The following is a 16,603-nucleotide window of genomic DNA, read 5'->3' as shown; positions in this document are numbered from 1 at the left end:
ATTATAAATTTAACAAGTGCTATGGTTTATATTCCATTTCACAACGATTTTTTGTAAGTTCACAGGCTCTAAATCTAACCCAAAAACCAACTCATGACCCAAACCAACAAATCTCTTTCGCTTGGGGAAGCTTTAATTCCCATACTATTGTTGATCGTTTTACTTAGTATTAATGCCATTGTTTTTGGAGATGTAGCCATCGAAGGTGCCAACCAATTTTCTTTATTAATAGCAGCTGCCATAGGAGGAATTATTGCTTTACGCCAAGGTAAAGGCTGGGACGATTTGCAGAAAGGGTTTGTCAAGAGCATCGGGACTGCATTGCCATCCATGTTGATATTATTGCTGATTGGATCCTTAGCTGGAACATGGATGATTTCTGGCGTTGTTCCCGCCATGATTTATTATGGCTTGGAGTTCCTGAATCCAAAACTATTTTTAATGCTATCGGTTGTAATATGTGCGATTGTTTCTGTTGTATCAGGAAGTTCATGGTCAACCGTTGCCACCATTGGAGTAGCACTACTGGGAATTGGAAATGCGATGGAGATTAACCCGGCTTTGGTTGCGGGGGCAATTATTTCGGGTGCATACTTTGGCGATAAGGTTTCTCCCCTATCCGATACAACCAATCTGGCTCCAGCCATGGCCAATGTCGATTTGTTTGTACATATCCGTTACATGATGTACACAACTATTCCTTCAATATTAATTACCTTGATAATATTTCTGATAATAGGATTCACTAAACACGGAGAAATCGATCCTGAGAGTATTCGACAAGTACAAGCTGCCATAAAAGATAACTTTACCATTACACCTTGGTTGTTTTTGGTACCTATATTATTATTTGTAATCATCAGCAAAAAGGTTCCTGCATTGCCAGCCATATTTGCCGGAACATTAATAGGAGGCGTATTTGCCATTATCTTTCAACCTCAAATTATCTACCAATTATCTGACAGTTCATCTTTCATTCAAGCCAGCTACGATGTGGTAATGAAATCTATTTTTACTGAGGTAAGTGTTCCTGTTGAAAATGAAAACATACAAGATTTGTTATCAACTGGTGGCATGAAAGGAATGTTGAATACAATTTGGCTGATATTAACGGCTATGGTATTTAGTGGTATTCTGGAAACAGCAGGCATACTAAAAAAAATAACAGAAAACATGCTAAAGGCTGTTCACTCTACAGGTTCACTGGTAACCACAACAGCCATAAGTTGTGCATTCTTAAATTTAACTGCATCCGATCAGTACATATCTATAGTGGTTACAGGAAGGATGTTTGCAAAATCATATCAAGATCAGGATTTGAAACCCGAAGTATTGAGTAGAACATTGGAAGACTCTGGAACGGTAACATCTGTATTGGTCCCATGGAATACCTGTGGAGCAGCTCAAGCTGGCGCTTTGGGAGTAGCCACAGTAGCTTTCGCTCCTTTCTGCTTTTTCAATATTATCAGTCCGTTTGTTACCATTGCGATGGCCTATCTTAATATTAAGATTAGAAGAATATCTAAAAATTAAATAATCTTAAGCCATCTGTAAAACTTATAGACTGTTGGAAGATTATATGCTTAGCCTGTTAAATTGTTAGGCTTTTTATATCATAAATTGAAAATTAATATCAAAAGCCTAATTCTTGTGAACTTCTTAAGCTGAGTGATTTTCATAGAAATTTTAAAGCATGATAATACTCATAAATAAGGAAATGTTTTTTTTTTAGATTTGTTCAGAGACTTATAAATGAAGAACATTAACCCTTAAATAATTATTGCCATGCCAAAAGGTATATACAACGTTCCGGTTGCTACTAATGAGCCAATTTTCTCATATGCACCAGGAACCCCTGAGAGAGCTGAATTGCAAGCTACACTTAAAAAAATGCGTTCTGAAGTAATTGATGTACCAATGTATATCGGTAACGAAGAAGTAAGAACAGGCAACTTGTTTGCAATGACTCCTCCTCACGATCACAAACATTTGTTAGGTCACTACCACCAAGGCGGAAAAGAGCATGTACAAATGGCTATTGATGCTGCATTGGCTGCTAAACCAGCTTGGGAAAACCTTAGTTGGGAGCATCGTGCATCTATCTTCCTAAAAGCTGCTGAATTAATTTCTGGTCCTTACCGTATGAAATTAAACGCTGCTACTATGTTGGGACAATCGAAAAATGCTTTCCAGGCTGAGATCGACTCTGCTTGTGAGATTGCTGACTTCTTGCGTTTCAATGTTCAGTATATGACTGAAATTTACAAGCAACAGCCAATGTCATCTAAAGGTATATGGAACCGTGTTGAGCAACGTCCATTAGAAGGATTTATTTTTGCATTAACTCCATTTAACTTTACTGCAATTGCTGGTAACCTTCCAACTGCTCCTGCAATGATGGGTAATACTGTAGTTTGGAAGCCATCTAAAACTGCTGTTTATTCAGCTAAGGTTTTAATGGAAATATTCAAAAAAGCTGGTGTTCCTGATGGCGTTATCAACTTGGTATACGTTTCTGGTCCTGCTGCTGCTGACGTAATTTTCAACTCTCCTGATTTTGCTGGTATCCACTTTACAGGATCAACTGGCGTATTCCAGGACATTTGGAAAACTATTGGTAACAATATCCACAAATACAAAACTTACCCACGAATCGTAGGTGAAACTGGTGGTAAAGACTATATCTTCATGCACCCAACTGCTGATGTAGAAGAAGTTGCAACTGCAATTACTCGTGGTGCTTTCGAATATCAAGGACAGAAGTGTTCTGCTGCTTCTCGCGCTTATATTCCTGCAAGCAAGTGGGATGCTGTATTGAAATTGGTTCAGGAAGATCTTGCTAAGATCAAGACTGGCGGAACTGAAGATTTCACAAACTTCCACAATGCGGTTATCGATGAATCTTCATTCGATAAATTAGCTCAAGCTATCGACGATGCTAAAGCTTCTCCTGATGCTGAAATTGTTGCTGGTGGTGAGTACGACAAGTCGGTAGGTTACTTTATCAAGCCAACTGTTATCCAGGCTAAGAAAGCTGATTACGCTACAATGGAAGAAGAGTTGTTCGGTCCTGTTATCACAATCTTTGTTTACGAAGATGATAAGGTAGACGAAACTTTAGATATTCTTGATCAGACTTCTATTTATGCATTAACTGGTGCTATTTTCGCTGGTTGCCGTTACGCAATCGAAAAACTGGTTAAGCGTTTAACTCATACTGCTGGTAACTTCTATATCAATGATAAGCCAACTGGTGCTGTTGTTGGTCAGCAACCATTCGGTGGTGGTAGAGGATCTGGTACAAATGATAAGGCTGGTTCTATGATTAACCTATTGCGTTGGGTTTCTCCAAGAACTATCAAGGAATCATTTGTTCCTCCTGTAGATTATATGTATCCTAACTTCTTGGAAGACTAGGAATAAAAATATTGGATAGTTAGGCCGGACTTTTTCCGGCCTCCAATGACATGATTTATTTTGGATGAAAACGATCGGAGTTTCTTCGGTCGTTTTTTTATTGGAATTGCTCACTATTGCTATTGTCAGTAAAGACGTAGCATTGCTACCTCTCTACTGATACACAAACTTTCTACTTTTACGCCTTTCTACTTTTATTCTTTATTTGTAATTTAGCCGGAAAGACAGACCTATGATTCTTAAACTCGCTAAAAAATACATTCCTCAGATTATCAGAAGTAAATATGTAATTACTTTCCTGATTTTTTATGTATGGGTATTCTTTGGCGATCAACATTCCATTTGGGAAAGAAAAGAAAATGAGTCTAAAATTGAAGCTCTCGAAAAAGAAAAAGCTTACTTTCTTGATAAAATAGAAAAAGACAAAAAAAGAATTCACGAGCTAAAAACCAACAAGGAAAACCTTGAAAAGTTTGCCCGTGAGCAATACCTCATGAAAAAGGAAAATGAGGATATCTTTATTTTTATTAAAGAGGATTAATGCTTCTCAATACCAAATTCCCCTTTTCAAACAATTCAATTCTACCTTCGAAAATTTATACCAAAGTTTCTTTTCAAAAACTTACTATAGGTATTTTCCAATTTTGACTATAGTAAGTTTTCGACATTCAGTATACTAAGTTTTTGATTTCAACCTTAACTCTTTATTTCAACAAGCTATTTTTCTACTAACTAAAGCTCATGAGCATTCATGATTTAAAGAGAAATGAAAGTTTCGGTGCTCTGCACCTATAAAAACGACAAAATTAACTGACTATAAATCTTACGCAGCGCTGCTGCTTTTCTCAATATTACAAACTAAATTACTATGGTGCGGAGCACCTATATATTTGTAGACAATTTGAAAATGAAATACAAAAGGTACAGCGTACCGTTATATGATCAGACTCGTTGAATTATAAAAAAAGAGAGCTTTTAAACTCTCTTCTTTGTAGTATTTCATAGTATTTGTACTAATTTTCTTTCTCGTAAGTTCGGTATATTTCCAATAGATCTTTGGCTGAATAGATGCCTTTGGTACTAATTCCCAAGTCGGTTAACAACTGCTTGGCACAAACTACAATGCTTTCCTCATCGATAAATTGCTCGTGTACATTATTCAGGTACTTCAATACCTTAAAAGCATTAAAGGCTCCAAAGAATTTCTTTCTGAAGGTATCAATTGAGGCACAGTTTTGATTGATTTCATCCAGAGCTTCAAAGAAATTATCCTCTTTTAAATAGCTGCGCACCGGACCTGGCAATTTCACCAACAAATCATTCAAATAGGTATCGTAATCCACCCCGAAGAAATCATCCACCTTATCGAAAAAGGCTTTAAGTTCCTTAAATGCTGAATAATTGTAAGTCTGATAATCTATTATTCCCTCATCAACAAAAGTAGAAACAGCTTTTCCGGTACCAAATGGAACACGGTCCGACACTCTAGGTGATGGGATTACACGTGTGGTTTTGATCTCGTAAAACTTTCCGAGAGGGATAATTTTCTGCAAGAAATAAAAATCCTCACCTGCCTGACGGCGATTCATTCCTCCCTGCTTGATGTAAGCACTTGCAGAAACGGCAAAACTAGAACCAACCGTATGGTATGCATGTGGATGCCCCGCATAACGCATGGCAAGCATGTAATATCTCAAGTACAACTCGTACTGCGCAATGGCATCATAAATTTGCTGATCGAACTCCTCTCCTTCCAATGGGTGTTCGTAGAAGATATTTGCTCCGTTGGCCTTAGGATACTTTTTAAAGAGCTTCTCAATTTCTGCCAAATAGTTCGCATCACAAGTTGAATCAGCATCAAAACCAGTAATGATTCCATTTGCTTTGTCGATTTGATTGAAACGAGCTACTGCCTCATCCATGGCAATTTTCCTTGCAAAACCTACTCCTGCAAACTTTCTTTTTAGATTAGGCTGATGAATTAAATAGAACTTCAGTTTCTCATCCTGATGCGTTTCCATCCAGACAGTGGCATCAGCAATGGTTTTTGCATTCTGATCCAATGCTTCCTGCTCGGTTTGTTCTCCTGAATTTACAATTACAATTACTTCAACTACTCCATTGGGTCTGTCGCAATTCCACAATGCTTCCAAACTTGGAATCAAATCCGGCTCATTGTAACAAGGAATTGTTACAATCATATTCAAATTCTCATCAACCGGTGTTGTAATGTACTCTGGGTACATTCTTTGTTTTTTCAGGTATTTATCAGCAAAAGCCATATTTCTATTTTAGATACGAAGGGCAAATATAAAAAACTTCATGATTAAGGGGAAATCACCGAAAGGAATGAGAAGACTAAATAAAGAATGAATGGGTAAATGAGGAGTGAGTTAATGAGATTAAAATCCCTTACTTAATCAGTGACTTTTTAACTATTCCACTTTTTAACTTTTCCAGACAATAAAAGAAAGGGCAGATAGCTCATCAGCCATCTGCCCTTTCTACTTTTTTAAAATCTTTAATTATTTTGCTTCAGGAGTATATCTTGCATTTAAGCCATTGATAATTTCCTGAGTAATGTCTAAACCGTCTTGTGATAACAATACATTTCCACCTTTGGTAGTGCTTAAAATTAAGCTGTAGTTACGAGTTGCATTGTACTCTTTCAAATAGTTGGTAACGCTATCGAAAAGGCGTTTGCTATTTGCTTGTTGTTCGCCCATTAACTCTGCACTTAACTGACGATCCAATTGCTGTAAGTTTTGTTGCTTGGCGATTAATTTTTGCTGAGCTTCTTCTGCTCTTTGACGAGTTAAAAAGCCATTGTTTTGAAGTTTACGCTGGAATTCAACTGCTTCTTTCTCTAATTTCTGAGCTTTAAAGTTAAAATCAGTACGTGAATCTTCTTGTTTCTTCAAAAACTTCTCATTCAAATCACGTGAAAAGTTATAGTTGCTCAATAATGAATCCGTGTTAATGTATACAACAGCTCCTTCTCCAGCAACAGTTTTCACATCTTTCGATTCTCCTTTGCCTGAGAACTGAACAAAGTAAAGAATTGCAACAGCAACAACTAACACAGCATTTAATGCAACAGATAAATTTTTCATAGGTATTTAGTATTTAATTTTTCAAGTTTTTTCGGATACCATTTCGGTATTCCCATTTTTTGATTTTGCCTAACAAATATAACTTTTATAAGTAGACTAAAAAATTCCTGGCATTCAATTTTAAAATCCTCTGTACATTAATTATCATCAAATATCCAAACATTTTGATATGCTGATAAACATCATTCTTTTTCTACTTTATACTCTATACATTGTGGACTACAATTATCAAACGTATATCACTAAAAAATTAACTCAATGTTCAATAAACTAATAGCGGCAACCCTACCCTATATGCCAAAAAAATTGGTTTGGATATTCTCTAAAAGATACATTGCAGGAGAAACCATTGAAGATGCAGTAAGAGAATCGAAGAAATTAAATGATCAGGGAATTAAAGTAACCGTTGACTTATTAGGAGAATTCATTAAAAACCTTGATGAAGCTAATGAAAACAAAGAAGCTTATTTGGAAATTATAGAAACCTTTGAAGCCAACAAAATTGATGGTAACTATTCGGTGAAACCAACCTTCTTTGGCCTGTTACTTGACGAGGAAGTTTGTTACCAAAACATCCGTACTGTTGTAGCAAAAGCTGCTGAATACAATAATTTTGTAAGAATCGACATGGAAGATTCTCCATGTGTTGATAAGGAAATTAACATGTTCAGAAGATTAAAGGCTGAATTCCCTCAAAACGTTGGACTTGTTGTTCAGGCTTACCTTAAGAGAACTCTTGACGATTTGACCAACATGATGGACATGCAAAACGGTGTTTCAAAATTGAACTACCGCTTGTGTAAGGGAATTTATGTGGAGCCTGAAGAAATTGCTTACAAAAAGTACGAAGAAATCAACCAGCATTTCCTTGAGAATTTGGATTTCATGCTTAAAAATGATGTTTATCCTGGAATTGCAACTCACGATAAACCTTTGGTTGATGGTGCATACAAGCTGATTGAAAAGTATAATGTTCCAAAGGATAAGTATGAGTTCCAAATGCTTTATGGTGTAACACCTGAGCTAAGAAAGTCAATTGTTGAAAATGGTCATAACATGAGAGTTTACGTTCCATTTGGAAAAGATTGGTTCGGATACTCCACCCGAAGATTAAAAGAAAACCCAAAAATGGCTTCTTTAATTATAAAGGCATTATTTAGTAGAGGTTAATAAGCCAATTTAGATTTGTAAAAAAAAGCGGTGAAATTCTCACCGCTTTTTTTATTACTTTTCTTTAATTCCGTATCGATACATTTGCTTTAAGGTGGTTATTTCCTTATCGGTAACCAAATTATCAGGAATTTTCATGTTCTTCTTGCGTTTTAATCGTTGTACTTCGGGTAAAGTTCTAAGTGTACTTACACCTGCAACCATATCCTGAGGAACCATTGCTTTATGCTCATTTTCTATCACATGCTGCTTTATCAACAAATCTGTATTTGCTTTGGCATCCATTTTATCAGGTCGCTTGGTTAAGGCCTCGTAGGTAGCCGAGTTCACATTGTTCTTTGCTCGAACATATTCTGGTGTATTTACCTTGGCGTTAATAAAGGCTTCTCTAAAATCACCAAATCGAGGTAAAATCAACACCTCTTGCAGCGAAACAGTATCCTTTGCCATAAATACCCCAAAAAGATATGAATCTTGTTTTAGACTATCGCTAACAACAACTTGAACGTTTTGATATCCAACGTAAGAATATTGAATGGTATCGCCAGCATTTACCCAAAATGAGAAGCGGCCAAAAGAATTTGATGTACCCGCTTTTTTATTATTTATCCGATAGTGTGCATAAGGCAATGGTGACAATTCTTCCTGATCCATAACCGCACCCGTAAAAAATAATGAATCTGTCCTTATCTTCTGTGCATTTAGCTTCTCTGTTGCAAGAACAAAACAAAAAAGAGCAATACAACCAATCACATATCTTCTCATTTTACCAGCTTTTTATTAACTCCGCAGAGTTACAATTACAATTCTTCCAATATTATCTCATCGATACTACGTTTTGGCACATGATGAACTCCCTTTTCATCTCTCCAATACTTGATATCTCCATCTTTCATTTCTTCAATAACTACCTCTTCTTTCGGTTTTCCCAAAGCAATTACCTGAATAATTGAATACCCTTCTTCAATTTTTAACAGCTCACGAAGTTCTTTATTCTTAAATGCATGAATAATGCAACCTCCAAAACCACTTTCAACTGCGCCTAGCAACAAATTTTGAACCGCAATTCCATCGTCACTAAAATAATTTTTACCCAGCTCCTCATCATTAATCATGATCACATATGCTGATGGCCTTTCACCTTTTTCGGGTCCTGCCCAATCTTTCAAATAACCAGCCCAAGCCAGATGCTTAAATACTTCTTCGCACATCCCATCTGATAATACAATTTTATACTTAATGGTTTGCGCATTTCTACCTGAGGCTCCAAGTCTTGCTAAATCAATCCAACTCTTAACCTGCTCCGAAGTTATTTTCTCACTTTCGTAAAATCTCCTGTAACTTCTGTTTTTAGCAACTAAATCTTTTAACATTGCTTAATTTATTATTTTAATAATTTATGTGCTTTATTTATATTATCAAACAAATTGCAACACTTACTTTATAAATTAATTGATTTTTCTCTTTTCATCAAAGAAATAAGTAAATCTATTTAAATTTTATTCTTTGTAATATTAAATTTCAATTTGGCAAAATCCAATAAGTATGTTGAAATACAATAAAAACACTCGTAAAGTTATCATAGACTTCTTAATTATTATTACGATATGGATAGCTGCTGTATTTATTTGGGATATTCTAACCAGCTTTAATCCAAAGATTGAAGGTGAGATTCCCAAGCATATTTCAGTTGCAGAAATGAATAAACTAAATCTAGTTTTAGCAGGTTTATTTTTGGGAGGAATATTCGGCATTCTAAATGTTTTTATCAAACACAAACAAGAACGTCTTCGAAAAAAATCATATGGGCAGATTATTTTCATTTATAGTATCATTCATATCATCTTAACTATCGTAACAATCTTTTTAGTTGGAATTGCATCTCAATTGATATTAAAAGGTGAAATATCAAGAGAAACATTGCTGGAAATAAGACGGTTTGTAAAATCAAGTGATTTTTTCAGAATTGTAACTTTTACGTATTTGGTAAGTGCTACTATTATCCTATTTCAGATTATCAATCAAAAATTTGGTCCAGGTGTTCTTCTTGATTTATTGCTTGGCAAATACCGTCAACCTAAAGAGGTTAAAATGATATTCTTATTTATGGATTTAAAATCATCTACAACTTATGCAGAAAAGTTAGGACATGTAAAATACAGTCAACTCATTCAAGATTGTTTTAGCGACTTAACTCTTGCGGTTAATGAGTTTGATGCGAATATATACCAGTATATTGGAGATGAAGTTGTCCTTATATGGCCTTATAATGATGGCATTAAAAATGCAAAGTGCATTAAAATATTTTTCAGATTTAAGGAATATCTGCAAAAAAGGTCTGATCATTATATGAAATCTTATGGCTTTCTTCCTCAATTTAAAGCAGGCATAAATGGGGGTACATTAATGGCCGCTGAAGTAGGTGTAATAAAGCGTTCCATTGCCTACCATGGTGATGTAATTAATACTGCTTCCAGAATTCAAGGCCTCTGTAATTCTTTCAACGAAGAATTTTTGGCATCAAAATTGATTATTACGGATCTGGCTTTTTATAACTCTTTCAACTATTCCTTTATTGATAATATTCAGCTAAAGGGTAAAAAGGAAAGAGTTGATATCTATTCCATTAAACAACAGCACTAAATATTTGTTTATTAAGCAATTTACAAAAACTCAATATGAAGAAAATTTTATTCATAACCGCAATAATTTTGGGTATAATACTTCCCTCTCAAGCCCAAATGTTGCAGGAAAAATTTGGAGCTGATTACGTATTTATTGGCAAAGGTGATTCGGATAATGGAAATGATATCTCTTTTGAGAAATATGATTTTAGATTTAGCATACATAAAAAGCTAAAAACCCCAGGAAGAAGAATCTTTCATACCTTTAACTATGCGGGTGTCAAAATTGATTATGGAACTACTCCTTTACTAGGAACCGATTTAAAAAATTTCCACACCATTTCATATACATTTGGTTATGCACGTCCATTAAAAAAAGGTTGGTATCTGACAGCCTTTATCAAGCCAAATATTTCTTCCAACTTCGAATCCTCTGTTAGTTTCGACGAGCTAAATTTATTTGGAATGGCTTTGTTTAGCAAACCCATCAATCAAAATAAGAGTATGATATTAAATTTAGGAGCAATTTATTCGAATACCATTGGGGTACCTGCTCCTATTCCTGTTGTAAGTTTAAATTGGAAACCAAATAAAAAATGGAACATAAATTTCGGTTTCCCAATGCTTGATATAAATTATAAGGCTAGTGAAAAAACTACATTAGGAGCGAATCTATTTATTGCTGGTGAAAATTTCACATTAACAGATAAACTTGTATATAATAATGAAATAAGTCCAATTGATAATGTTAGTATTATGAATGTTGGAGGAGGTTTATTTCTGAAGCAAAAATTATCCAAAAAAATAAGTCTAAACGTAAATTCAGGCTATACACTATATAGAAACTTCGAATTTAAGGATGGTAATGATACGATCAATGATTTTGACCTAGACAATAATATATTTATAAAAGCTGGTATCTCAGTAAGTATCTAAAAAAAGGGGTGATTTAAAATCACCCTTTTTTGTTTATTCTTCAAATCGTTTTTCAACCAATTCCCAATTAATAATATTCCAGAAGTTTTCGATATACTTAGGACGTGCATTCTGAGTATCCAGATAGTAAGCATGCTCCCAAACATCCATTGTAAGAATAGGAGTAAAACCATCACGAAGAGGATTGCCTGCATTCTTTGTCTTCACAATTGCTAATTTCCCAGCAGTATCCACTACCAACCAAACCCATCCTGAACCAAATAAGGTAGCTCCCGCTTTCGAAAACTCAGCCTTAAAATTATCAAACGAACCAAAAGAAGCTTCAATGACAGCTTTCAACTTTCCATTTGGTTCGGCAATAGCATTTGGCTTAAATGCTTCAAAATAAAAAGTGTGGTTATAAACCTGGGCTCCATTATTGAAGATTCCTCCTTCTGAATGCTTTACAATATCTTCCAGACTAACATCTTCAAAAGCAGTTCCTTTTATTAAATTATTCAGATTTGTAATGTAAGCTTGGTGGTGTTTTCCGTAATGAAATTCAAGTGTTTTCTTACTAATATAAGGCTCTAATTCGCCTAATTCATACGGTAAGGCAGGTAGTTTGTGTTCCATTTTTTATTGTTTTTTGATTTCCTCTTCAATTTCACAATAAAAAATCACAAATTCAATAAAAAAACACAAAAAGGCCGATCCTTTATAAAAAGAACCGGCCCCAAAATCAAAAAAACAATAAACAAAACTAATCCTGAAAGCGTTTAACCACTTCCTCCCAATTGATTACTTCCCAGAAAACTGAGATATAATCAGGTCTTCTATTTTGAAACTTTAAGTAATATGCGTGCTCCCAAACATCCAATCCCAAAATTGGAGTTCCTTTTACATCAGCAATATCCATCAATGGATTATCCTGATTTGCCGTAGATGTAACTACCAACTTGCCATCAGCTTGCTTTACCAACCAAGCCCAACCTGAACCGAACCTTGTTGCTGCTGCTTTCGAAAACTCTTCTTTAAAAGCATCAAACGATCCAAAATCTTTTTCGATCGCGGTAAGTAAATCTCCACTTGGTTTTCCGCCCCCGTTAGGCGACATTACTTTCCAGAACAAATCATGGTTATAAAATCCACCTCCGTTATTTCTAACAGCAACAGAATGTTGTGAAATATTGGCAAGAATTTCTTCAATACTCTTGCCTTCTAAATCGGTTCCTGCTATTGCAGCGTTTAAATTATTTGTATATCCTGCATGATGCTTAGAATGGTGAATTTCCATTGTTCTGGCATCAATATGCGGTTCTAACGCATCGTATGCATAAGCTAATTTTGGTAACTCAAATGCCATATATTTTATATTTTCTTATGGTTGATATTGGTTTATTTGTCACTAGAAGCAAATCTAATTTTTACTCAGATTAATTCCAAATTATTTAAAGACTTTTTTGTCTTTTATTTCAAAGACCAAATGTTTTTCCATTAAAACAGGATTTTTAACTACTTTCGTTCTCTAAAATAATAAGCTAAACCGTGAACAAAAAAATCCTAAATATCGCAGTACCCAACATAGTTAGTAACATCACCATTCCTTTGTTAGGACTTGTTGACTTAGCTTTAATGGGGCACTTGGGAAAAGTAGATTTTATTGGTGCGATAGCTTTAGGAGGTACCATTTTTAATTTTTTATACTGGGGTTTTGCTTTTTTAAGAATGGGAACTACAGGAATTACTGCTCAAGCATATGGTGCCAGAAACTTAAGCGAATCTATACTGTCTTTATCACGTGCTCTTACTGTTGCTTTAGCTGGTAGTATTCTTATATTAATACTTCAAAAACCAATAGCTATGCTTAGCTTTTGGTTAATCGAGAGTGAAGAATCAGTTGAAAACATTGCGAAATCATATTTTTATATAAGAGTTTGGGCAGCTCCGGCCACCATTGGCCTTTATGCATTAAACGGATGGTTCATTGGTATGCAAAATGCCAAAATTCCCATGTTAATAGCCATTACAGGCAATATTATTAACATTTCTCTATCCGCATTTTTTGTGTATGGATTAATGCTAGATGCAAAAGGTGTAGCCTTAGGCACCTTAATTGCTCAGTACTGCAGTTTATTTTTAGCATTATTCTTCATCCTAAAAAATTACAAGCGCTTATTTAAGTATTGGAGCATTAAAGGCATGATGAAAGTTAATGAATTGAAACACTTTTTTCTAGTCAACAAGGATATTTTCATCAGAACTCTCTGTATTATATTTGTCTTCACCTTCTTTACCACCGAATCAGCAAGTGTGAACAAAGAGGTTCTTGCCGTTAATTCCTTACTGCTTCAGTTCCTTTTTATATTTTCCTATTTTATGGATGGATTTGCTTTTGCTGCAGAAGCTTTAGTAGGTAAATTTATTGGTGCAAACAATTCCCAAAATCTATCTCGGGTGATTAAATTGTTATTCATTTGGGGTATCGGAATCAGTATTTTATTTACAGGCGTATACGGATTATTTGGTATCGATATCTTGTCAGTACTCACCGATGCTGAATCTACCATTACCATTGCCAGAGATTATTTAAAATGGATTGTACTTCTGCCCCTTCTAAGCTTTGCATCTTTCCTAATGGATGGAATATTTATTGGTGCCACAGCTTCTAGATATATGCGAAAAACAATGATGGCAGCAACTATTCTTATTTTTATTCCGCTTTATTACTTTTTAAACGGCATTTTGGAAAATCATGGACTTTGGATTGCCATGCTAGGCTTCATGTTTACCCGAGGACTTTTTCAAACCATTTATTACAAAAAAGCCGTATTGGTTCACTTCTCTAAGTAAATGAAACCAATTCATTAAAAACCTCTTCAATTGTTTCATTAACTACTTTTATCATTTGCTCGTCAGGAGTAATCTTGAAATGTGCATTTTCGATCTTTTCAAGCACATAAAAAAGCTGTATTAACTTCACATTTTCCTTGTGGCAGATATAAAGCAAATTTGCACCTTCCCTACTGATTACGTCGGGATAATTTTTGATATAAGCATTGGCCAAGGTATTTAAACTTGATGGAATTGTATTGCAAGTAATTCCACTCACCTTTTTTAAATCAGAAAACACCTCGGGAATCAGTGTGTCGTTTTCTAATATCTCGTTTTTAAATGGATCTTCGTTTTTATTTCGTTGTTGTAAGTCAAAGATTGAAGCAAAATTACTTTCCTCACCAATTCCGATGTCGCCAAAATAATCATCAATAATACATACCAGCTGATTTTTTTCAAGCTGATCTTTTAAAGAGTAGCATTGTCCAAATTGCAAAACCATATCATACTTGTATTTACCAATGGCTTTAGTATACTCATAAGCCAACATACTACCTCCATATCCCGATATAAGGATATCTACGGATTGATCTTGATATTTGAAACGAGCATAATTTTGGCCCAAATTTTCCTCTAATTCAAGTTGTGAAATAAAATATTTGAGCACATCAAATGTCTCTGTAATGATTAAAATATGCATAAATGCAAGAACTTAGCTAAAACAAAGCACCTAAAAGTTTGTTTATTAGGTGAAATTATTACTTATTTTGCAGAGCAATACAACGACTTATTAAAAACACTGTGACGAATGGAATTTTCAATTAACGGACAAGGAGATAAAGGATTCACAAAAATAGAAAAATACAATCAGGAAACTACAGAAGAACTGATGTATCACTATAAAAAAGTTTTAGAATTACTTGGGGAGGATGCTAAACGCGAAGGATTAGAGAAAACTCCTTTGCGTGTTGCCAAAGCCATGCAGTTCTTAACTCAAGGGTATCACATTAAACCAGAAGATATTTTACGATCGGCAATGTTTAAAGAAGACTACAAACAAATGGTGATTGTGAAAGATATTGAGGTTTACTCGATGTGTGAACACCACATGTTACCTTTTGTTGGAAGAGCTCATGTAGCCTACATTCCCAATGGATATATTACCGGACTTAGCAAAATAGCGCGTGTAGTAGATGCATTTGCTCGCCGCTTGCAAGTGCAAGAACGTTTAACTACTCAAATTAAAGACTGTATTAATGATACGCTTAGTCCTTTAGGCGTTGCTGTGGTTATTGAAGCTCAGCACATGTGCATGTCGATGCGTGGTGTTCAAAAACAAAATTCAATTACAACTACTTCAGATTTTACGGGAGCATTTGAAAACCTTGCCACCCGTGAAGAGTTTATTCGATTGATTTCGGCAAAAACTATCTAATAAATTTATCAATTTTACCGGTATTAAGTATATTAATCCGTTGGCAAGACAATTCTAAAATTGCAGATTGCGAACGGATTAAATATATTTGTGCCCGGAATATTTCAAAACTTACCATGATTTTCATTCTAATATGTATGGATATAGAGTGATTATTACAAATTGAAAAAAAGTATGAAAGCATATGTATTTCCAGGGCAAGGAGCCCAATTTGTTGGTATGGGTAAAGACCTATACGAAAATTCGGAACTTGCTAAGGAACTTTTCGAAAAAGCTAACGAAATTCTAGGTTTCCGCATTACTGATTTAATGTTTGAAGGAACTGATGAAGATCTAAGACAAACTAAAGTTACTCAACCTGCAATTTTCTTGCATTCAGTAATTTTAGCTAAAACACTTGGTGAAGATTTCAAACCTGAAATGGTTGCTGGTCACTCATTAGGTGAATTCTCTGCATTGGTTGCTAACGGAACTTTATCTTTTGAAGATGGTTTAAAATTGGTTTCTCAACGTGCTTTGGCTATGCAAAAAGCTTGTGAAATGGAACCTTCAACAATGGCTGCAATTATCGGTTTAGATGATGAAACTGTTGAGAAAATTTGTGCAGAAATCGAAGAAGTAGTTGTTCCTGCTAACTTCAACTGTCCAGGTCAGTTGGTTATTTCTGGTAGCATGAAAGGTATCGAAATTGCTTGCGAAAAGTTAAAAGAAGCTGGTGCAAAAAGAGCTTTACCATTGAAAGTTGGCGGTGCATTCCACTCTCCTTTAATGGAGCCTGCTCGTGTTGAGTTGGAAGAAGCTATCGAAAATACAAACTTCTCTACTCCAAGCTGTCCAGTTTACCAAAACGTAAATGCAAAACCTGTTACAGATCCATCTGAAATCAAGAAAAACCTTGTTGCTCAGTTAACTGCTCCGGTACGTTTTACTCAAACCATGGTAAATATGATTGCTGATGGTGCAAGTTCATTCACTGAAGTTGGTCCTGGTAAAGTAATCCAAGGATTAGTGAAGAAAGTTGATCGTAAAATGGAAACTGCTGGTATCGATTCATACCAAGGTTAATCCATAAATTCACGAATATAAAAAGGAGG

16 protein-coding genes are annotated in these 16,603 nt (G+C 35.0%); 9 read left to right on the top strand and 7 right to left on the bottom strand.

The genetic code is table 11. From position 1 onward, the window contains the following. Window positions 1–93 precede the first annotated feature (93 nt). The 3 genes from nhaC (at window position 94) to ACKPCA_RS18660 (ending at window position 3,958) form a co-directional block, all read left to right on the top strand. Window positions 94–1,533, top strand: a complete 1,440-nt coding sequence (gene nhaC, locus ACKPCA_RS18670; RefSeq protein ID WP_321280397.1) for a Na+/H+ antiporter NhaC — start codon at window positions 94–96, stop codon at window positions 1,531–1,533. A gap of 252 nt (window positions 1,534–1,785) precedes the next feature. Next, entirely contained in the window at window positions 1,786–3,417 is a 1,632-nt protein-coding gene (pruA, locus tag ACKPCA_RS18665) for an L-glutamate gamma-semialdehyde dehydrogenase (RefSeq protein WP_054714306.1), read from the top strand. A 232-nt stretch (window positions 3,418–3,649) separates the two neighbouring features. After that, entirely contained in the window at window positions 3,650–3,958 is a 309-nt protein-coding gene (locus ACKPCA_RS18660; RefSeq protein ID WP_054714304.1) for an FtsB family cell division protein, read from the top strand. A 472-nt stretch (window positions 3,959–4,430) separates the two neighbouring features. On the opposite strand, the gene ACKPCA_RS18655 is transcribed toward ACKPCA_RS18660, so the two are convergent. Together ACKPCA_RS18655 and ACKPCA_RS18650 are read right to left on the bottom strand one after the other, a co-directional pair. Further along, window positions 4,431–5,699, bottom strand: coding sequence for a glycosyltransferase family 2 protein (locus ACKPCA_RS18655; protein ID WP_321280395.1), 1,269 nt, complete (start codon window positions 5,697–5,699; stop codon window positions 4,431–4,433). A 243-nt stretch (window positions 5,700–5,942) separates the two neighbouring features. Further along, window positions 5,943–6,530, bottom strand: coding sequence for an OmpH/Skp family outer membrane protein (locus ACKPCA_RS18650; RefSeq protein ID WP_054714298.1), 588 nt, complete (start codon window positions 6,528–6,530; stop codon window positions 5,943–5,945). Between the two features lie 258 nt (window positions 6,531–6,788). Between ACKPCA_RS18650 and ACKPCA_RS18645 the strand changes: the two genes are divergently transcribed. Continuing rightward, entirely contained in the window at window positions 6,789–7,700 is a 912-nt protein-coding gene (locus ACKPCA_RS18645) for a proline dehydrogenase family protein (protein ID WP_054714294.1), read from the top strand. A 54-nt stretch (window positions 7,701–7,754) separates the two neighbouring features. Here ACKPCA_RS18645 and ACKPCA_RS18640 read toward each other — a convergent pair whose 3' ends face one another. Continuing rightward, window positions 7,755–8,465 (bottom strand): carboxypeptidase-like regulatory domain-containing protein, encoded by a 711-nt coding sequence (locus tag ACKPCA_RS18640; RefSeq protein ID WP_054714290.1) that lies wholly within the window; start codon window positions 8,463–8,465, stop codon window positions 7,755–7,757. A gap of 35 nt (window positions 8,466–8,500) precedes the next feature. Further along, window positions 8,501–9,073, bottom strand: coding sequence for a nitroreductase family protein (locus tag ACKPCA_RS18635; protein WP_321280392.1), 573 nt, complete (start codon window positions 9,071–9,073; stop codon window positions 8,501–8,503). A 172-nt stretch (window positions 9,074–9,245) separates the two neighbouring features. Here ACKPCA_RS18635 and ACKPCA_RS18630 point away from each other — a divergent pair, with 172 nt between their 5' ends. Then, the gene (locus tag ACKPCA_RS18630; protein ID WP_321280391.1) at window positions 9,246–10,343 is read left to right on the top strand and encodes an adenylate/guanylate cyclase domain-containing protein; all 1,098 of its coding nucleotides are present in this window, start codon (window positions 9,246–9,248) and stop codon (window positions 10,341–10,343) included. A 35-nt stretch (window positions 10,344–10,378) separates the two neighbouring features. Then, entirely contained in the window at window positions 10,379–11,260 is an 882-nt protein-coding gene (locus ACKPCA_RS18625; protein ID WP_321280390.1) for a DUF6268 family outer membrane beta-barrel protein, read from the top strand. A gap of 33 nt (window positions 11,261–11,293) precedes the next feature. Here ACKPCA_RS18625 and ACKPCA_RS18620 read toward each other — a convergent pair whose 3' ends face one another. Further along, complete coding sequence (locus ACKPCA_RS18620; RefSeq protein ID WP_321280388.1) at window positions 11,294–11,875, bottom strand: superoxide dismutase; 582 nt, start codon at window positions 11,873–11,875, stop codon at window positions 11,294–11,296. A gap of 127 nt (window positions 11,876–12,002) precedes the next feature. Continuing rightward, complete coding sequence (locus tag ACKPCA_RS18615; protein ID WP_054714275.1) at window positions 12,003–12,605, bottom strand: superoxide dismutase; 603 nt, start codon at window positions 12,603–12,605, stop codon at window positions 12,003–12,005. 182 nt (window positions 12,606–12,787) lie between these two features. On the opposite strand from ACKPCA_RS18615, the gene ACKPCA_RS18610 reads away from it, so the two are divergent. Beyond that, a complete protein-coding gene (locus ACKPCA_RS18610) occupies window positions 12,788–14,092 on the top strand; it encodes an MATE family efflux transporter (protein ID WP_321280386.1) in 1,305 nt (434 codons plus the stop codon). Here ACKPCA_RS18610 and ACKPCA_RS18605 read toward each other — a convergent pair. Then, entirely contained in the window at window positions 14,085–14,774 is a 690-nt protein-coding gene (locus ACKPCA_RS18605) for a nucleoside phosphorylase-I family protein (protein WP_321280384.1), read from the bottom strand. The genes ACKPCA_RS18610 and ACKPCA_RS18605 overlap by 8 nt on opposite strands. Window positions 14,775–14,882: 108 nt before the next feature. Here ACKPCA_RS18605 and folE point away from each other — a divergent pair, with 108 nt between their 5' ends. Both folE and fabD read left to right on the top strand, forming a co-directional pair. Next, window positions 14,883–15,509, top strand: a complete 627-nt coding sequence (gene folE, locus ACKPCA_RS18600; protein WP_054714266.1) for a GTP cyclohydrolase I FolE — start codon at window positions 14,883–14,885, stop codon at window positions 15,507–15,509. 174 nt (window positions 15,510–15,683) lie between these two features. Beyond that, the gene (gene fabD / locus ACKPCA_RS18595; RefSeq protein WP_321280383.1) at window positions 15,684–16,574 is read left to right on the top strand and encodes an ACP S-malonyltransferase; all 891 of its coding nucleotides are present in this window, start codon (window positions 15,684–15,686) and stop codon (window positions 16,572–16,574) included. Window positions 16,575–16,603: the final 29 nt, after the last annotated feature.

It is taken from the genome of Marinifilum fragile, assembly GCF_963677365.1.
GTDB lineage: Bacteria > Bacteroidota > Bacteroidia > Bacteroidales > Marinifilaceae > Marinifilum > Marinifilum fragile.
This window is presented reverse-complemented; position numbering and strand designations above follow the sequence as displayed.

What these genes read in the sequence shown, in the direction of transcription:
- ACKPCA_RS18635 (WP_321280392.1), bottom strand. Translation starts at nt 9,073, where the DNA reads ATGTTAAAAGATTTAGTTGCTAAAAACAGAAGTTACAGGAGATTTTAC.
- ACKPCA_RS18605 (WP_321280384.1), bottom strand. Translation starts at nt 14,774, where the DNA reads ATGCATATTTTAATCATTACAGAGACATTTGATGTGCTCAAATATTTT.
- ACKPCA_RS18630 (WP_321280391.1), top strand. Translation starts at nt 9,246, where the DNA reads ATGTTGAAATACAATAAAAACACTCGTAAAGTTATCATAGACTTCTTA.
- ACKPCA_RS18640 (WP_054714290.1), bottom strand. Translation starts at nt 8,465, where the DNA reads ATGAGAAGATATGTGATTGGTTGTATTGCTCTTTTTTGTTTTGTTCTT.
- ACKPCA_RS18650 (WP_054714298.1), bottom strand. Translation starts at nt 6,530, where the DNA reads ATGAAAAATTTATCTGTTGCATTAAATGCTGTGTTAGTTGTTGCTGTT.
- ACKPCA_RS18655 (WP_321280395.1), bottom strand. Translation starts at nt 5,699, where the DNA reads ATGGCTTTTGCTGATAAATACCTGAAAAAACAAAGAATGTACCCAGAG.
- ACKPCA_RS18660 (WP_054714304.1), top strand. Translation starts at nt 3,650, where the DNA reads ATGATTCTTAAACTCGCTAAAAAATACATTCCTCAGATTATCAGAAGT.
- ACKPCA_RS18645 (WP_054714294.1), top strand. Translation starts at nt 6,789, where the DNA reads ATGTTCAATAAACTAATAGCGGCAACCCTACCCTATATGCCAAAAAAA.
- folE (WP_054714266.1), top strand. Translation starts at nt 14,883, where the DNA reads ATGGAATTTTCAATTAACGGACAAGGAGATAAAGGATTCACAAAAATA.
- nhaC (WP_321280397.1), top strand. Translation starts at nt 94, where the DNA reads ATGACCCAAACCAACAAATCTCTTTCGCTTGGGGAAGCTTTAATTCCC.
- ACKPCA_RS18615 (WP_054714275.1), bottom strand. Translation starts at nt 12,605, where the DNA reads ATGGCATTTGAGTTACCAAAATTAGCTTATGCATACGATGCGTTAGAA.
- pruA (WP_054714306.1), top strand. Translation starts at nt 1,786, where the DNA reads ATGCCAAAAGGTATATACAACGTTCCGGTTGCTACTAATGAGCCAATT.
- ACKPCA_RS18625 (WP_321280390.1), top strand. Translation starts at nt 10,379, where the DNA reads ATGAAGAAAATTTTATTCATAACCGCAATAATTTTGGGTATAATACTT.
- ACKPCA_RS18620 (WP_321280388.1), bottom strand. Translation starts at nt 11,875, where the DNA reads ATGGAACACAAACTACCTGCCTTACCGTATGAATTAGGCGAATTAGAG.
- fabD (WP_321280383.1), top strand. Translation starts at nt 15,684, where the DNA reads ATGAAAGCATATGTATTTCCAGGGCAAGGAGCCCAATTTGTTGGTATG.